15 protein-coding genes are annotated in these 16,764 nt (G+C 45.0%); 7 read left to right on the forward strand and 8 right to left on the reverse strand.

Annotated features, from left to right (window positions below):
* Positions 1-140: 140 nt before the first annotated feature.
* Positions 141-1,523, reverse strand: coding sequence for an NB-ARC domain-containing protein (locus QUB77_RS17215; protein ID WP_333175299.1), 1,383 nt, complete (start codon positions 1,521-1,523; stop codon positions 141-143).
* 204 nt (positions 1,524-1,727) lie between these two features.
* Here QUB77_RS17215 and trpS point away from each other — a divergent pair, with 204 nt between their 5' ends.
* From trpS to QUB77_RS17240, 5 genes are read left to right on the forward strand one after another with little or no spacing between them, the layout of a single operon-like run.
* Positions 1,728-3,164, forward strand: a complete 1,437-nt coding sequence (gene trpS, locus QUB77_RS17220) for a tryptophan--tRNA ligase (RefSeq protein WP_333175297.1) — start codon at positions 1,728-1,730, stop codon at positions 3,162-3,164.
* Positions 3,165-3,196: 32 nt separating this feature from the next.
* Complete coding sequence (locus QUB77_RS17225; protein WP_333175294.1) at positions 3,197-3,916, forward strand: hypothetical protein; 720 nt, start codon at positions 3,197-3,199, stop codon at positions 3,914-3,916.
* A 3-nt stretch (positions 3,917-3,919) separates the two neighbouring features.
* Positions 3,920-4,939 carry a hypothetical protein gene (locus tag QUB77_RS17230; protein WP_333175291.1) on the forward strand — a complete coding sequence of 340 codons (1,020 nt, stop codon included), beginning with the start codon at positions 3,920-3,922 and terminating at the stop codon, positions 4,937-4,939.
* 1 nt (position 4,940) lies between these two features.
* On the forward strand, positions 4,941-6,320 hold the full coding sequence (locus tag QUB77_RS17235) for a M14 family zinc carboxypeptidase (RefSeq protein WP_333175288.1): 1,380 nt from the start codon (positions 4,941-4,943) through the stop codon (positions 6,318-6,320).
* Positions 6,321-6,330: 10 nt separating this feature from the next.
* Positions 6,331-7,017, forward strand: a complete 687-nt coding sequence (locus QUB77_RS17240) for an aminodeoxychorismate/anthranilate synthase component II (protein WP_333175285.1) — start codon at positions 6,331-6,333, stop codon at positions 7,015-7,017.
* 315 nt (positions 7,018-7,332) lie between these two features.
* Here the strand turns inward: QUB77_RS17240 and QUB77_RS17245 are convergent, their stop codons facing one another.
* Positions 7,333-8,034: an alpha/beta fold hydrolase gene (locus QUB77_RS17245; RefSeq protein WP_333175283.1), complete on the reverse strand. Its 702-nt coding sequence runs from the start codon at positions 8,032-8,034 to the stop codon at positions 7,333-7,335.
* Positions 8,035-8,193: 159 nt separating this feature from the next.
* Here QUB77_RS17245 and QUB77_RS17250 point away from each other — a divergent pair, with 159 nt between their 5' ends.
* Positions 8,194-8,673, forward strand: coding sequence for an NUDIX domain-containing protein (locus QUB77_RS17250; RefSeq protein WP_333175280.1), 480 nt, complete (start codon positions 8,194-8,196; stop codon positions 8,671-8,673).
* A 115-nt stretch (positions 8,674-8,788) separates the two neighbouring features.
* On the opposite strand, the gene QUB77_RS17255 is transcribed toward QUB77_RS17250, so the two are convergent.
* The gene (locus QUB77_RS17255) at positions 8,789-9,055 is read right to left on the reverse strand and encodes a hypothetical protein (protein WP_333175278.1); all 267 of its coding nucleotides are present in this window, start codon (positions 9,053-9,055) and stop codon (positions 8,789-8,791) included.
* 171 nt (positions 9,056-9,226) lie between these two features.
* Between QUB77_RS17255 and QUB77_RS17260 the strand changes: the two genes are divergently transcribed.
* Complete coding sequence (locus tag QUB77_RS17260) at positions 9,227-10,957, forward strand: hypothetical protein (RefSeq protein WP_333175276.1); 1,731 nt, start codon at positions 9,227-9,229, stop codon at positions 10,955-10,957.
* Between the two features lie 341 nt (positions 10,958-11,298).
* Here QUB77_RS17260 and QUB77_RS17265 read toward each other — a convergent pair whose 3' ends face one another.
* The 5 genes from QUB77_RS17265 to QUB77_RS17285 form a co-directional block, all read right to left on the reverse strand.
* The gene (locus QUB77_RS17265; protein WP_333175274.1) at positions 11,299-12,036 is read right to left on the reverse strand and encodes a class I SAM-dependent methyltransferase; all 738 of its coding nucleotides are present in this window, start codon (positions 12,034-12,036) and stop codon (positions 11,299-11,301) included.
* A 197-nt stretch (positions 12,037-12,233) separates the two neighbouring features.
* Positions 12,234-14,051, reverse strand: coding sequence for a group II intron reverse transcriptase/maturase (gene ltrA / locus QUB77_RS17270; protein ID WP_333175272.1), 1,818 nt, complete (start codon positions 14,049-14,051; stop codon positions 12,234-12,236).
* A 589-nt stretch (positions 14,052-14,640) separates the two neighbouring features.
* The gene (locus tag QUB77_RS17275) at positions 14,641-15,816 is read right to left on the reverse strand and encodes a transposase (protein WP_333175270.1); all 1,176 of its coding nucleotides are present in this window, start codon (positions 15,814-15,816) and stop codon (positions 14,641-14,643) included.
* Entirely contained in the window at positions 15,725-16,300 is a 576-nt protein-coding gene (locus QUB77_RS17280; protein WP_333175268.1) for an IS607 family transposase, read from the reverse strand. Before QUB77_RS17280 ends, QUB77_RS17275 begins: the two co-directional genes overlap by 92 nt.
* Before the next feature lie 64 nt (positions 16,301-16,364).
* Positions 16,365-16,562, reverse strand: coding sequence for a hypothetical protein (locus QUB77_RS17285; RefSeq protein ID WP_333175265.1), 198 nt, complete (start codon positions 16,560-16,562; stop codon positions 16,365-16,367).
* Positions 16,563-16,764 lie beyond the last annotated feature (202 nt).

Here is a 16,764-nt window from a genome sequence, read left to right on the forward strand (position 1 = left end):
GCTGGCTTAGGCCGCAATTAAGGGCGTAGAAGCTAGAGGAAAAAAAGGAAACTACCCTACAAAACGTATTAAATTTAGCTCCGAGCTGGTTACTTAATCTTTTGTTACATAGTTATAAACTTTCCCGCAGACTTACTTATCTACACCGCATAGGCGATCGCATATTGCTTCAACACAGGTGAAATCGTGTAAAAATTTGCTTGTTGTTCTATCAAGCAGCGCCTCGATAGAGATTGCAGCGCATTTAGCAAATCTGAAGCTGGAATTCGGTCATTTTCTAGCAATTTAGCCCGGTTGATTGGCTGGCTTTCTTTCGCTAATAAGGAGATTACTTGTTTTTCTAGTTCGGATAGGCGATCGAACTGCTGCTGTAAAACATCTTTCAAATCTTCGGGCAACAATATGGTATCATTTGGTAATAACTCTGTCACGCCTCCACCCAAGTCTTGAATCAGATTCGCCACGCTTTTTAACCATAGGGGGTTGCCTTGGTAGCGATGAATGAGAGTTTCACTGTTGTCGATTTCTTCTAACCCATAATCTCTGAGTATTTCCCGTGCTGCTGCAATATTTAAACCTTTGAGTTCTAAGGTACGAATAGAAGTATTTTGGCTTTTAGCTTGAGTAACTTCTCGGGGTTGTTCCCAACCGATTAGCAGGAAGCAACTTTGATGGGATATTTTTTCTATTTTTTTGAATAAAGAGCGATATTCTTCGTATCCTGGTTTATATTTCCCTGCTAATTCGCCGCTACAGAAAAGGTTGTGAACGTCATCTAAGATTACTAAGCAGCGATGCTTTTGCAAATATTTAATTAGGGGTAATGCTTTCTCGTTGGTTGTCGGTGAATCTTGCTTTTGGGACTGCCAGAAAAACTGGATTAAGTTGGCTTCAAATTCCGGGAGGGTGGGGGATGTGTCGAGATTGCACCAAATGACGTATTCAAATTCGTCTTTGATTTGTTGGACGAGTTGTACTGCTAGTGTGGTTTTGCCGATGCCGAGTCCGCCGGTGAGGGCTATGAGGCTGCTGTGTTGTTGTAAAATCCAGGTTGTGAGGGTTTGGAGTTCGGGGGTGCGATCGAAGAAATCACCCAACTCCGGCATTTCGCTTAAATCTTGATGTAGAGTTTTGGTTTGTTTTGGGTTAGCTGTTTCCTGATTTGGTGGGTGTGACTTTGGTAGTTCTGGTGGGTGTAAAGTTTCTCCACAGATGTTAAAACTACCAATTTTGTTGTGATGCTGTTCCAAATGTGAAACTATCGAGACTTGCAATCTCTCTATTACCGATCGAAAATTTGTTTTATTAACATCTTCTCCCAACTCTTCTGAAAGAATCGGCCATAACTTTGAGCCAACATCCCTGACATAACTCTCGTTACAGTGAATCTCCTCGGCAATTTTGGTGTATTTCTCACCTTGCATGGTTCCTCGCAGAATTGCCTCTTGTAAGTTATCGAGGTGCTGACCGGTTTTGGCAAACACCATCTCGTCAGCCATTTTTAACACTTCCTTAAGATTCATGCAGCATCGTGGATGTTGTGATTTTCCGTATTATACCTAACATTTTCTGGCATTTGCCAACATTTTTCACACAGGGCGAGTTGGAGTAGCCAACAAAATTGCCAACAAAATTGCCAACAAATAACAATTATTGGGCAAGCTCATTAAGATAAATTTGAAGTTAAATTACTCTCCAGCTTAATAGCTGCGGATTTCAACTTAACTATGACAGACGCCTCTTTATTGAGAGAAACAAACTGCCCTCACAACGTCGTTTACGAGTTTGAGCCTTCCAAGTTCGTCAGGACTTTTATTTTAGAAAGCAGTCAAAAAGACTTAATTTTTATCTGTGAAGAAAACTTAGGTTCGCCAGAAGCATTGCTAGACATATCGGTGCTAGAGACGCTACTGGGCTCGTCTTCAGTTACATACCATCCAAGTGGAGTGGCAGATGCACTCTCTTTGATTGCAACAAAAAGCAGTGTACAACGGGTGATCCTGGATGAGTCAGTATTTGATCGGGATTTAGTCTATCTACCAACAGCAGGGCGGAATGCTGCTATTGAAATTAGACCGGACGATCTGCGACAAGTGCTGATAGATTTAGGCTTTGATTCTGAAGCGGACAAGCCAAAGCTGATTACTTATGATTTTGGCTACACAACTAATAACCCGACTACTCAACACCGAGTTATTTCCGGCATTCAGTCATCAGGGGATATGACGCTAGGGAATTATTTGGGAGCGATTATTAACTGGAAAAAGCAGATCGAAAAGTACGATGAGAATTTCTTTTTCATCGCTGATTTGCACAGCTTAACTGTATTGCCTGACCCCGCTGATTTGCGAAATAGAATTCGCCAAACTGTGATGACTTTGATTGCCTGCGGTCTGGATTTAGAGAAGGCTGCACTGTTCCGTCAGAGCGATCTGGGTGGCTATCATACTGAACTTTCCTGGATTTTTAGCTGCTTGACACCAGAGGGTCGGTTAGAGCAGATGACCCAATTTAAGGATAAGTCACAGAAGCAGCAGATGATAGGAGCTGGTTTGAAGACTTATCCTATTTTGATGGCGGCGGATATTTCTTTGTACCAGGCAACTCTTGTACCTGTAGGAGACGATCAGCGGCAACACCTAGAACTGTGTCGGGAAATTGTGCGGCGATTTAATAACCGCTATGGTTACACAATGCCTGTGCCCAAAGCTGAAGTACCCGAAGTTTTAGCGCGTGTAATGAGTTTGACTGATGGGACAAAGAAAATGTCCAAGTCAGATGAAAATCGAGACAGTTGTATCTATTTGTTAGATAGCCCAGATGAGATTAATCGCAAGATTAAACGGGCTAAGACAGACAGCGATCCTACATTAAGCTTGGATGAGAATCGACCTGAAGTTTTTAACCTGTTAAGTATTTATCAAGTTTTATCAGGTAAGGAAAAGGAAGCAGTAGAAGCTAACTTTGAAGGAAAAGGGGCAGCAGCGCTCAAAAAGGAATTGACAGAATTGCTGGTTGAGGAGTTAAAGCCGATTCGCGAAAAATACAATGAGTTGGCTAGTAATCCCAGTCTAGTAGATGCTGTTTTGCAAAAAGGTAGGGAACGGGCAGAGCCAATTGCTAAGCAGACTTTGGCGATCGCTAAGCAGCGTGTAGGTTTGTGAGAACTGTAATTAACTGTTGACGCGAGGCTATTATGTCTAAAGAGGAGTTAGCGAGTGAGTGTGTATGGCAGTTTAAAATATTCGAGGAAAACCCCGATATTTCCGATGTAATAGTTGAAAATTTTAGTCGAGTATGTCTCAATGGCTTCGGAATAGAAAGAGACTGGACTACTAACATTAAAAAGAAACTCTCTAACTCAACAATGTTGGGGATGCTTCAGAATCAAGAAGGAAGATTTTACGGTTTTGCGACTTACTTGGCTTCAAACAGCTTACTTGGTGGAAGCTATTTACTATGGGAGGACGGGATTTGTCTAACTAAAGAGGCACAAGGTAAAGGTTTTTCCCGGACTGCTATTGAGCAAGCTGTAAAAATATTTCCCAAACAGACTTTTGGATGGATTGGAGGTAGGACGCAAAACCCACTTATTTTAAAGAGATACAAAAGGCTCGGTAAGACCTTCCCCTTTGATGAACTGTACGAAACACAGACTATGAAATCTGTCATGGATTTCCTAATTGAGAATATTCCAGAGGTTAAAAAGGTATATACCGAAAAAAAGCTGAACAGAAGCAATGGTATTTGTACGGCAGTCTATAAGGAAGGACGATTTGGAGACTATCCAGTAGGAATTGAGGGAACAGAAGAATTTGAAAAGCAACTCGAACAGTGGGGCTTTCAGCGCGCTCGCGGAGATGCAGTAATCATAGTGGCTCGTTGGAGACAAAACCGCTCGGAAAGTGAGGTGTAAGCAATGTCTAAAAAAGCTGTTATGTTGCATCGCTTAAGAAGTAACGTCCTCGCTGTTGGATTACTTGCCGCAGTTTGTACGGCTATTGTCAGAGGTTTGGATAACTTCACCGTACATAATCTTATTACTGCTCCCGATAAGTTAACAGCGGCATTTGCTTACCTCATTATTGGCGGTTGGACTGGTGCGATGTCTGGAACAGTCTTCTCATTGCTTTTGGGCAGAAAATTGATCGATGATAAGTTTAGGAAGATTGTCTTTAACAACCCCCAGATGCACTGGTCTGCATTCATTTCTGGCAGTATATCAGCAGGTAGTACGCTTTTCATTTTGCTTGGCAATCAACTTGGCGATCCCAGCGTTATAGCTGCACTTTCCAATCTTACTATTGTCTACACAATCTTGTACGACCTATTCACAGGACAAGCAGACTGGAAATACATTTTTCTGCCATCGGTTGTCACCATCATAGGTGGTATAATGGCTGGTTTCAGCGGTTCGCTGTCAGTAACGGCTATAGGTCTTTTGTATGTCGTTGTTGTTTCTAATGGCTTAGGTGCATTTTCAGAAATAGTCGAACAAAGGGGAGTTCATGCTAGCGATAGCGTCAACCTTTATATCTGGCGTTTCCTCTGGCTTGCCCTAACTGGTACTATCCTTGCGATTGCGGTTTCTTTGGCGCGTGGATATTTGAGTTTACTTCTAGCAACGATTCAAGAGGGAATGATTCATCTACCTTGGGTTATTACCACTATGTTTTTTGTGTTTTTTGCTATAGGACTGAAACTTTACTTAAAGGGAACACAGGCAGTGTCGGTAGTTCTATTAATATTGTCAGCCCAAATTATTCTGGCATATCCAATTACTATTATTGGCGATCGGCTTCAGCCTGGACTGTTTGGTGAACTTCCCAACCAGCCAATATGGATGATTCGGATTGTCGGTGCTATCTTAATCATTGTCGGTATTTTCCAGCTTAAGATTACTCAAAATACGGCACAGAAAATTGAGGATTATAAATAATATGCTGAATCAGGCTCAAATTTTACAACTTTTACAACTGGTTAACAGTGACGGTGCATCTCACTGTCACCCAAACGAACTATTACCACGATTACAAGGAATCTGTAACCATAATCCCAAGCAAGTTTGTTTTGAAGAAATTGGTCATTCCCGCGATGGACGTACACTCTACGCACTACTGATAGGTGATACAAATAACAAGCCTATCATCGCAGCCACTGGCAACTGTCACGCTGAAGAAGCGATCGGCACAACTACAATTCTGAAGTTAGCAGAAGCGATCGCATCTCAACCAGACTTTCAACCCATCCTAGAAAACTACTCTTTTGCCTTTATCCCACAAGCTAACCCCGACGGTACGTTAAAAAACTGGGAATGGCTAAAACTCGATCGTCCTAGTTACCGCGACTATCTACGACACTACTACCGGGATAACCGCTCTGAAGATGTTGAGCATGGTATTCCTACTCCTGAGACTGCACAAGAATGCCGTCCCGAACCAGAAGCCATAGCTAAATTTTATCGCCGCTTTCCAAAAATTAGTTATTACGTTACTCTCCACTCAGCTAATATCTTTCCGGGGGCGATGTTTTTAGTCAGTCAAAAACCACCAGCCGATATTTCTGAAACTTTGCGGGCAATCACCCATCAACAAGGTTTATCTTTGTACGAAGACAACGATAATGGCATGGATGGTTTTGAGTTTATCGAACCAGGTTTTTATGGGATTCCCCGCTTTGAGGTGATGCGCGAAAAAATGTTAGCAGGAGGAGCTCCAGAGCGAATTAAAAAATTTAAGCTTAACTCATTCCAATTAGTTGAAAGCGAATGCCAATGTCCAATGTCGTTAGTATCTGAGCTACCTTACTTTCAAGTGGTGGGACTTGATGATTTAACTCCTTTATCCGATTGTATTCCTGTAGCTTGCGATCGCGAAGTCCCAAAACGCAAGCTCGTTGATTTTGAAGAGGCAAGTGCCAAGCAGCGAATGAATTTACTTTCTTGTCTATCAGCCTCTAATTTTTCGTCACCGCTGATGGAGTTTTACCAAGAGAAAACTAAATGGTTGTTAGGAAATATTGCAGGCGATCGCCAAGATTGCCAAAAAGTCAGGGGATATCCGGCTTTCATCAAAGACTTGCTGGAAGTCCGCATTCGTCCTCTAATGCTAGAAGCTGAAGTAGCTGCTATGATGCTTCGCCTTTACTCTGAATCTGCTGAGCAGTCCGATGGCATCCAGTGGGCTATTTCGTACTATGAGGAAACATTTAATAAGACTTGCGATCGCCTAGACGAAATCGCAACAATCAAAACCATTGCCCTAGCCTATCAAGTCAAAATTCAAGCCGGAATTATTTTATCGGGACTATTACTAAACTAAAGGTCAGGTCATGAGTAGAATTTTACTGATTGATAACTATGACAGCTTTACCTACAACGTTTCTCAGTGTCTCAGCGCTCTCAAAGTCGGAACAGAAAACCCGGTTATTGATGTTATTCGTAACGATAAAATTACCGTAGAAGAGGTGAGAGATAAAGTTAAAGATGGCTACTATAAAGCAATAGTGATTTCACCTGGGCCAGGTCGCCCTTCAGACGCAGGTATAACAATGGATATAATTAGGTATCTAGGACCAAGTTATGAAAGTGAAGAAGACTTTTGGCCTGGGGTTCCGATTTTGGGTGTTTGCCTTGGACATCAAGCAATTGGTGAAGTGTTTGGCGGTCGTGTTATTTTAGCACCTGAGCCGATTCATGGTAGAACTTCACCAATTTATCACAAACGGAAAGGTGTTTTTGCTGGCTTACCCAGCCCTTTTGACGCGACACGCTACCACTCTCTAGTTGTTGAATTAGACACTTTACCTGAAGTCTTAGAGCGTACAGCATGGACTGCTGGAGATGATTTAATTATGGGTCTTCAGCATCGGGAATACCAATGGATTCAAGGAGTGCAGTTTCATCCTGAAAGCATACTGACAAACGATAAAGTTCGTGAAGGGTTATTACAAAACTTTTTTAACCTTATTTCAAATTCTACAGAGGATGAATCTGCTGTGGGTGCATGGGAACAATAACATATTCCCATTTATTTATAACTTACCTGACTCTACGGTGACACAGCAGGACGAACAACGCGAATTAGTTTACCTTGCAAAGATTCTTCTGCTGTAATAGCCGTTTTGAGCGTGTGGTTCGCCCTGACTTCTGAATCTTACCGATGATGCCACATACAATATTTTTTCACTCTATTCAGTTAGCGAGAAAAATTTAAGCAAACATAGCATCGGGGGGCGAGTTCTACAGCACTAAACTCGCTCCTAATATCAAATTCTAACTAAATCCGCCCCTTAAACCTTCTGCTTCTTCCTTCGCGTCTTCGCGGTTCGTTTCTAACGCAAATATTCAATCCAAGCCGGCAAAACCTCCGGCGAACCGTACCACTTCCCCGGAGAACGAGGCGAATGCCAAACCCCATCCAACACCAGATTTTCGGCCCCATCCAAAACAGCAGCTTCCACCGGCGTAATTCCATCTCCCCAAGTTTCGCCGTTCCCCACAGTCAACTCGTAACTTTTATAAGCCAGCCAAGTTCCAAAACCGCGCTTGCCAAAAACAGCCTTCCCAGCAGCGCACACGTAGCGCACCTGCGGGTGAAAAGCCCCCGGATAGTGAATTTTGACAAAATCTAGATTTTTGCGCGTCCAGCGCTCTTGAGAGACGTGCGGCGTGCCTAAAGTGATTAAAGTATTCACATAAGGGTGAGCTTCCCACAAACCGGCGTCCTCAAGCACGTCGCCGTGAATCGTGTAAGGCTTTTCGCCCAAATAGATGCGAGAAATCCAGCCGCCGGCGGAATGACCGACGAGATTGATCTGGGGAACGCCGTATTGCTGTAACATTTGTTTGACCGTGCGATCAAGCTGTCGCAAAATTGGCACCATCGACCGCCCACCAAAAGTCGGCAACCAATCTCCCTTGCCCAGAGGCACTGTTACTGTTGGGAAACCTCGATCGACCAGAGACTTTTCTAATTCGCGATAGTCGGAAGCAGCAGCAAAATATCCTGGTAAAATCACGGTTGGTAATGGCATTGTCAATTTTAGATTTTAGATTTTAGATTTTAGATTTTAGATTTTGCGGCCGGAGTGCTACGATCTGTTTTTCAAGTTCAAAGACACTTGCCGAAGCATCCTTTGGATTGCTAACATCTGCCGCTGGTTAAACCTTTTGCTTAGGGAATATCTACTTCTATGGCTCGCGAGCCGATTCAAACATGGTATTTTACCCTAGTTGTCGTTCACTTAGAAGACCGTTTTCTACTGGTACAAGAGCGCAAGTACGAGCAGCAGTGGTATCTCCCAGCAGGGCGAGTGGAAAAAGGGGAAACTTTGCTGGAAGCGGCTATACGTAATACCCGCGAGGAAGCTGGCATTTCCATCATCGTTGAGGGAATTCTCAGGGTAGAACACACAGTGATGCCTAGGGGCAATGTGCGCCTCCGAGTCATTTTTGTGGCTCGTCCAGAAGATAAGACGCCGCCCAAGAGCAAGCCGGATGAGCATACTTTGTGCGCGGGCTGGTATTCTCTCAAGGAATTAGACCAGTTGTCGTTGCGGGGAGAGGAAGTTCGGGAAATGTTTCAATATATGGCCAGCGGCGCTCCAATTTATCCCATCGACTTGCTCACCATCGAGGGAGCTCCTTTTAAAAATTACCGCTATCGCTGGTGAATCTGTCGATTTTAGATTTTAGATTTTAGATTTTAGATTTGAGACTTCGGCGTGAGTGCGATGCCCTGACGATTTGAGATTTACTGGCAGCGCAGTGAATCAGGGAGCAGGAACTTTAATCTACAATTTTTAGAATCGACCCTGACGCTAGTGTCGCGGGCTTGTACTCATTTTGGGGCGGGGCCACCGAGGGGCTGCGGGCTGGGCTGACAGCCACTCGATCAGTTTTTTGATGGCGTAACCGAATTGGAAACGCCGATCGATCGAACTTGTCGATCGTGTTTAATAAATTTGGTTCAGTTTCGGGCCCATGAATTTTCATCAAGGTCGATCGGGCAACTTCGAGGGCGATCGTGCTAAAATTATACCTTTGAATTCCCAACCTCTCCTCATTAAAACGAATTCACACTCAATCACAACCACAACAATATAAATTACCAATCCCCCAATCACTCAATCCCCCAATCCCCCAATCCCCCAATCTAAAATCTAACAATCTCCCAATCCCCCAATCCCCCAATCTAAAATCTAAAATCTAAAATCTAAAATTTAAATGACTGACTCTTCCTCCCTAGCCAACACCCTTTCGGAACCGCTGCGCCAGCCTTTTTGGTGGGCAGCCCTAGCTTCTGTCGGCCTTCACGGAGTGCTCGGAGCAACCGCCCCGACACTCTCAAACATATTTTATGGTGGAAATTCCTCAAAAAATATCCCCGGTTCCGTCGGCTTAGTAGAACTAACTGCCGCAGAAGCCAGCCGCCTGCCACAAACCATACCACCGAAACCGTCTAATACGCGATTTACGCCATTTTCGATCGCACCAGTTCCCCTTCTGCCAGCGCCCAAGTTAGCCCCGCCCTTGCCCCCCGCACCTGATACCATCAACTTGCCCGCCATGCCGCCGGGAATGCCCCCTCCTGGATTCTTTTCCCCTCTGCCTCCTTCCCCTCTCCCGCCCTTCACTGCCCCAACAGCCCCGCCACCTCCCAAAACTCCATCCCCAACAGTCAGAGCTCCCTCCCAGCCAATACCCACTTTCGTCCCACCCGTACCTCCCAGCGGTTTCCTTTTCCCGCCCTTACCTGGTAATTTCGATCGCAATATCCCGCCACCGCCATCGCTGAGTGAAGTACCCCAGCTTCCCGCCGGCCCCTCGGAAGATGAAGCAGAGACGCTCAAAAAGATCATAGCCAGTAGAGGCGGACTCCCACTATTTCCAGACGGAGCTCCAGTCTTTACCCCGGAATTCCCAATTGGCAGGAATGTGGGGCCCGATGGAGTACCAAAATTGACTCAAAAAGATCCCAATAAAAGGAATCTCATCGCAGAAACTCCCGAAGAAAGAATCAGGAGACAACAATTTGAAGAGGGACAGCGACAGCTAGGACAGTCGGGCCAACCGGGTTCAAACTTACCCAGCGACAGAGAGACACTGCTGGCGGCTGGAGAGACCTATGTTGCTTTGTTTGATAAATTCAAAAAGGCTTATCCTGACTTGGTAATGACGGGGCCGACTCCTGTGCCTGTCCCTTATCCCGTAGCAGCTTGCTCGCAAAAACTCCAAGGAAGAGCTGTTTTTGGAGCAGTTGTCAGCCCTCAAGGTTTGCTCAAGGCCGAGCCACAGCCGATCGTCCCCACGAGTTACGGTATTCTCGATAATGCGGCTAAAATTGCGATTATTAGCCCTTCTCTAACATTTGAAGCAGCCAGCACGCACAAGCTTTACCAACTGACTGTCGATTTTAAGTACGACGAAAAAGTTTGCAGTGGCATTCCTGTCACCCCAACCAGGCCCAACCCACCAGGCCAGCAGCAGCCAGCGCCCGCCCCGACAGCGCCCAGACCAACAGGTCAGCCGCCCTCCCCAGCGCCTACTGAAGTGAAACCGCAGTTTGAGAAGCCGCCGGCCCCGTCCACCAAACCGCAGCCAGGGGCCCAACCGTCGCCCTCGGCACCCAAGCCCGCGGCTCAACCGTCGCCCTCGCCTGAACCGAAACCAGCCGCGGAACAGTCACCTTCTCCTCAACCGCAACCCGCCGAAGAGTCTCCGCAGCCGGAAGCAGCGCCTTCTCCTGCCGCCGAAGAGTCCCCGCAGCCGGAAGCAGCGCCATCTCCTGCCCCGGAAGTGTCGCCCTCACCGGAAGCAGCGCCATCTCCTGCCCCGGAAGTGTCGCCCTCACCGGAAGCAGCGCCATCTCCTGCCGCTGAAGTGTCGCCATCTCCGACCCCGGAAGTGTCGCCGTCGCCGGAAGCAGCGCCATCTCCTGCAGCTACCGAAAATTAATTGGGCATCAGTAAGAGGCAATCGGGAATGCGTAATATCCAATCTGCTTGCTTCAATATTGTGAGTTAGTAGTTAGTAGGGTGCGTCAGCTTGAATATTTGTTACTTCTCAAACTAATTTCTACTTGCTGACGCACCTTACTTTATCCACTAAGGATCGCGAATTAAATAATTTACACATATTTGTGGGATGGGCGTCCCGCCCGTCCCACACGAAAAATAAATTGTAAGTTATTTAATTCTCATTCCTAAGAATTAAGTTGTTTTTTTGCGTCGGCCCTACCAGACTTTGGACAATTGAATTTTTGACGAGAAAGCTAATTACTTATTCCCCTTAACCTCTCAACTGTATTGAACTTTATACATTTGAAATAAGTCGCCACTTTGCTTTTTTACTACCTTAGCGCCCGCAGCTTTTATCATTTTTTCCCAATCTTCTATTGTCTCTAAAAATACTTCGCCGGCTCGATAAGTTTCCAAAATTGCCCAATCTTCTGCTAAAGGAGCATTGGGGTTGAGGACATCAAAAACAAAATGACCGCCCGGTTTTAGTACCCGCTTTACTTCTCCCATCACACTACTCCAATAGTCTATGGGATAGTAACAGCTAAACCCTGTAGCAAGGCATAAATCAAACTGAGCCTCCTCATAATTTAACTGGTGAGCGGGAGCCCATTCTACGCCTTTGAACAGCTTAGAATTGAGCTGAGGGCCGCGAGCGTTTAAGGCGTCTCGCGCTGCGCTGCTGATTTCTTGACCGTAAAAATAGGCTTCCCACTCCCGCCAAGGGTAGATGAGAAAGCTGACTCCGCAGCCAATGTCTAAACAGCGCTGATTTTTTTGAGGTTTGGCAATTTTCCAGAAGGGAGAAACTGTTTTTGCTTGGAGAGTTCCTGCAACTGATTCTAGGAAAATCGGCATTGCTTCGACTTCTTGGGGTAAAGCGAAAGCTTCTCCTCGGTATTCGCGATCGAATCGAGAAGCGACTTGCGACAGTAAAACTTGCCAGCTATCTGATTTTCCTTTAGCAAACCAAGTCTGCTCCTGACCCGCTACTGGGCGATCGGACTTTTTAGACATTCTTGAATTACCGATACTTTTTTGCTAACGTTTACTAACAAATACATAAGTTGAGATACTGTCTCAACCAAGGCGTATCAACCGATGCCCGCAGGAAAATATTAAAGTCAGTGAAGGAGTCGCCTCCTCCACTGCTCTACAAAACGGAACGTGATAGTTTCCCATCATTCCGCTCCTCAATAAAACGGCTGTTGTCATCAGTACGTCATTACCAACATATCGTTTTCCCACGCCCAAGGGCTTGGTTCCACTGGTGGCTTAGGTTTAGCACTTTTGCAGCTAGATTTGTTACCGAGACTACCATCATTGGCGGTCTTTGTGTCATGGCAATGTCGATGAAGTAGCTGCCAATTATCATACAATTCCCTTCCACCTTTCGATTTGGGGATGATGTGGTCAACCTCTATCGAATCTCCATCTTTGAAGTAGTTATCGCAGTGAGCGCATTTCCCTTTTTGTCGTTTGAGTAGTTTGGCTACTCTTACGGGTATTTCGGGGTGTATTCCCATTCTTGAACTCCAATATATCCAGTCCCCGTCATAGGGTGATGCCATCCCTTTTACTTTTACATAGCGCTTTATTTCAGTGGAGCTATGTTGTATGAGCTTTAGAGGATTGTTACCCTCTTGGGTTGCGAACACCCAGTTATTGCCTTCTACAGTTTTGAAGTATTTCCGGCGTATCCACTTTCTGCATTTGTTCCCATGACGACGGCATCCCCATTTGAGGAGCTTCCAAACCACTAAGTGCCACAGCCTACTAAATGCTTTATTGCTGACGACCGTTGAGAAGTAATTACACCAACCCCTAATGATAGGGTTGAGTTTTTTGATTAAAGTCGCTTGGTTTAACCCACGCAATTTATCTATTACTTCCGCAACTTTTCTGTAGTGTCTTTTCTGACTTTCCTTGCTGGGGGTGATAATAGTCTTATAACCTAGTGATCCACCCCTACTTTTGGTTCCTGAATTGTATTTCCCGACTGGGAATTGCCTGATGTTAAACCCTAAAAAATCGAATCCGGGTTCTTCATCCACTAATTTATTCAGGGTGTGGGCTAATCTTGTCTTACTCGGTTTTAATTCTAACCCAATGCCACTCAACCACTTCTCTATCTCCAATTTACACAGCTTTATGACTTCTAAATCCTCATGAAGGACTACAAAATCATCTGCGTATCTAATCAGTGAAATCGATTTAAGCTTGTCTCTTACACTCAATTGAGTGTTGTCAGGTCGCTTCATATCGAATTTTGGGGCTAAACCCCTAATCAATTCCTCAATTCCATGTAAGGCGACATTGGCAAGTAGAGGTGATATCACCCCGCCTTGTGGTGTACCTTCATCTGTTGAGAACAGATTGTTTCCATCCATTACACCAGCTTTTAACCAAGCTCGGATTTGTCTCCGTAGGGTAGGATACGTATTCAATTTTTTGAGAAGTGCATCGTGATTAATACGGTCGAAGCATTTACTAATATCGGCATCCAACACATACTTGGATTTTTTATTTACCGCACAGAATATTGCTCCTATCGCATCGTGGCATGAGCGTCCTGGTCTGAACCCGTATGAGTTAGGTTCAAATCGCGCTTCCCATTCTGGTTCTAAAACCAGTTTGACTAACGCTTGCAAAGCTCGGTCTTCCATTGTCGGTATACCTAATGGTCTTTCCTCATCTGTCCCTGGTTTGGGTATCCAAACTCGGCGTGTTGGTTTAACCTTGGAACCCAGTGATATTTTATTTATCAAGGCGAAACGTTGCTTTGGGGTCAGCGATTTAACACCGTCTACACCTGCCGTCTTCTTGCCTTGATTATCCTGAGTTACCCGACGAACCGCTAATGCTTTTGCTGCCCAAGAACTTATCAACAGTTTTTGGAGTCTGCGTACTAGCTTGACATCACCACGATTAGACGCTTGATATATCCGCTTTTGCAATTTAAAAACGTTACGCTCTAGCTTTCGCCAGTTGATATCGTTCCATTCATACATCGGTTTTTCTGCCGTGTTCATAACATATTCATTGCTACTTGTAGCTATATCATCCGTATTACCGTGAGTCCGTTAGCATATCCTCCCCATTACAGTGAGGCGTTGGCTTTTGACTCAATCTCTACCACCTGTTACCTGGAAGTCCAGATATTTCGTCTTAGCTGACTGCTCGGAGTATTCGACCTCTCCGAAAGTAATCAGGTGGGTTATTTCGTTCCTCACAACCATTGGTTTGTTCCGTTAGGATGTCACCTATTCACCGGGTTTTTTGGGTAACGTAGGTATGCAGACAGGGACTCTCATACCACCCTGTACTAATGCCCTTTTGGGACTACCAGCGCATAAAGCCTTATTCCGCTGGTTTGGCGTAACGATGATTCAGGCAGTGACTTCGCTTTCGCTATCCGTAGGAACTTGCTCACGGGATACTACTTTAGGCTAGTAGCTCTTTCCGCTTTTATCCCCGCTTCACCGATTGAGGGCTAGTCGCTACAGTGGGGGATATGCTTTCACCTCTACGTCTGAGGGGCAGGGCTGGACGTTTTCTAGGATACTGACGCTCACCTGCAAGGTTATGAAGTTGTCATCTACAAGGGATTAAAGTGCGAACTCAATCCTGATGGATTACCTTATAGAAGCCAGTCATCCCCCGATTTCTCGGTTTCGACTGAACGAATCGCACCCCACGAGCACCATTTAGATCCCTGTTCATGCAGCGTCCATCTCGATCTTTGATAACACGAGAACCGCCAATCTTCTTGACTTCTCCAGTCCAAGAAACCGTCTTAGATGTATAAGCTTCATTGATATCAGTCAGGGCTACTTTGCCTGACTCCCAAGCTTTCCATTCAAGATGTTTTTTGAACTGATAGTGAGATAAAGTCAGCATCTGACGCACGGTTTTAGAGCCAATTTTACGACGTGACTTGCTGACCATCTTTGAAGACTCAAATGATGGCAATAAAATGACATCAAAATTGTCAACCAAGAATTTAGCAGTCTTGTGGTGTAGCTCTTTTACCATGTGTTGAATTTGAGATTTCAACCTGTCAGTAGCCTTTTTAAATCTTTTTTTCTGCGCGCTATCCGCTTTACTCATCTTTGATATCAGCTTGTCTAGCTTAAAGCACAGCTTTTGGATTTGAAGATTGGAATCATTTCCGAGATATCCGTAGGACTTCTCGGAAATAAAGGTCATGAACGTGCGAACGCCAGGATCTAAGGCAACCACGCGACCTTGGTTATCGGTCTGACGCGGCTGCACTTCTTCAGAGACGATCAGGTAATACTCACCATAGGCAAGCGTTAGCCGTCCATCACTGAAACCTTTGGGTAATACCTCTTTCAGTTTTAGCCGACCCAATATTGTGTGGTAGATGCCAGTATCTTTAATAGCAGACTTGGGGATGTAAATAGATTGCTTTGTATCCTTGCGACTACGGAATTTGCAACGACGAATTTGTCCGTCTTTCTTGAAATCTGTTTTGGCTTTTTTGACAGCCTGACAGGCATCTTTGATGGCAATTGATTTGATTTGGAATGGCACTGATGAGGCCCAAGCAGGCAGTGAATTAAGAATTCCCGTCTTAATTTTCAACCAGTTCGCCTTAGTCTCTGGTTCCTGCAAGTATTTAATTGTTGTATTGAACACGAACCGGGAAACGCCGAACCATTGTTTGAGGAGAGCTTTTTGCTCAGGGTTGGGGAATATTCGGATCTTTCTTGATTTTCTGGCTGTAGCTTCGCCGGGAGTGCATTCTGCAACGGTCGCGGTGAAGGATGGCAAGAATATCCGCTGTAAGTTCGGTTTCTGAACAGTGAACAGGGCTTGAGAGAACCAAGAGTTCTCCACCGTTTTGTTTGACCATAAACTCGAATAGCTCAAATCCGAATCTACACAATCTGTCTCTACAGGCAATAATAATCTTGAGCTGATCTGGGCGCATAAGCCTGACCAGTAGGGCTTGCAGTCCTTTCCTTTTGAAGTTGAGTCCAGAGCCGATATCTTGGACGATTTCGGCTTCTGGATATCGTTCTGGCATAAATTCAACAAGTCTTGCAAGGTCGTCTCGCTGTTTGGTTGAACTGACACGACAGTAGCAAATAGTGGCAGATCCAATTGCACCGCGCTGGTATGACTCGACATCGTAGAGTCTTTGCCCTGCTTCATTTTTGATGCTTTTGATTTTGCCTTCATCGGAGGACTTTCTTAAGGTGTTAGCGTGCAAGCCCAGAAATTCGACTGCTTTTCTCAGTGGTATATATGCCATTCACTCAATCAAGACTGTTGGTGAGCAAATGTGAGCATTTGTTAGAAAACTATACACTGTTGGTTTACCTTTTAGAGGCTTTGAGAGCTTTTGTAAAGTTTTGGCGGTAAGGCTTATTAAAAATTAACGCGGGCCAGAGCAACGAGAGCTTCAGGCGATTTGCAAAACTTCTGTCGAAGTTAGTGCGATCGAAACCATTCCAAAATTTCCAAATACCGCCACCGTAACCGATCAGCAATGCCAAGCTAATTAACGTACTCATTTAAAAAACCCCTAAGCAAAGAATAGGATTTTGGGTCAGCTAGTCAAAGCGCTACGCTTAATCTATCATTTATCAGACGCCAAAGCGCACCGATAGCCGTAGCAATTCCACCTTCAGAAAGAGACTTAAAAATCCCCCTTGGCCACAAACTTAAAAATAACACCCCCGAAATAGCTTTCACCGAGTAAGCAAGAAGGGACTT

Origin of the sequence: Microcoleus sp. AT9b-C3, assembly GCF_036705485.1 — a bacterium.
In the GTDB taxonomy this organism is placed as follows: Bacteria; Cyanobacteriota; Cyanobacteriia; order Cyanobacteriales; family Microcoleaceae; genus Microcoleus.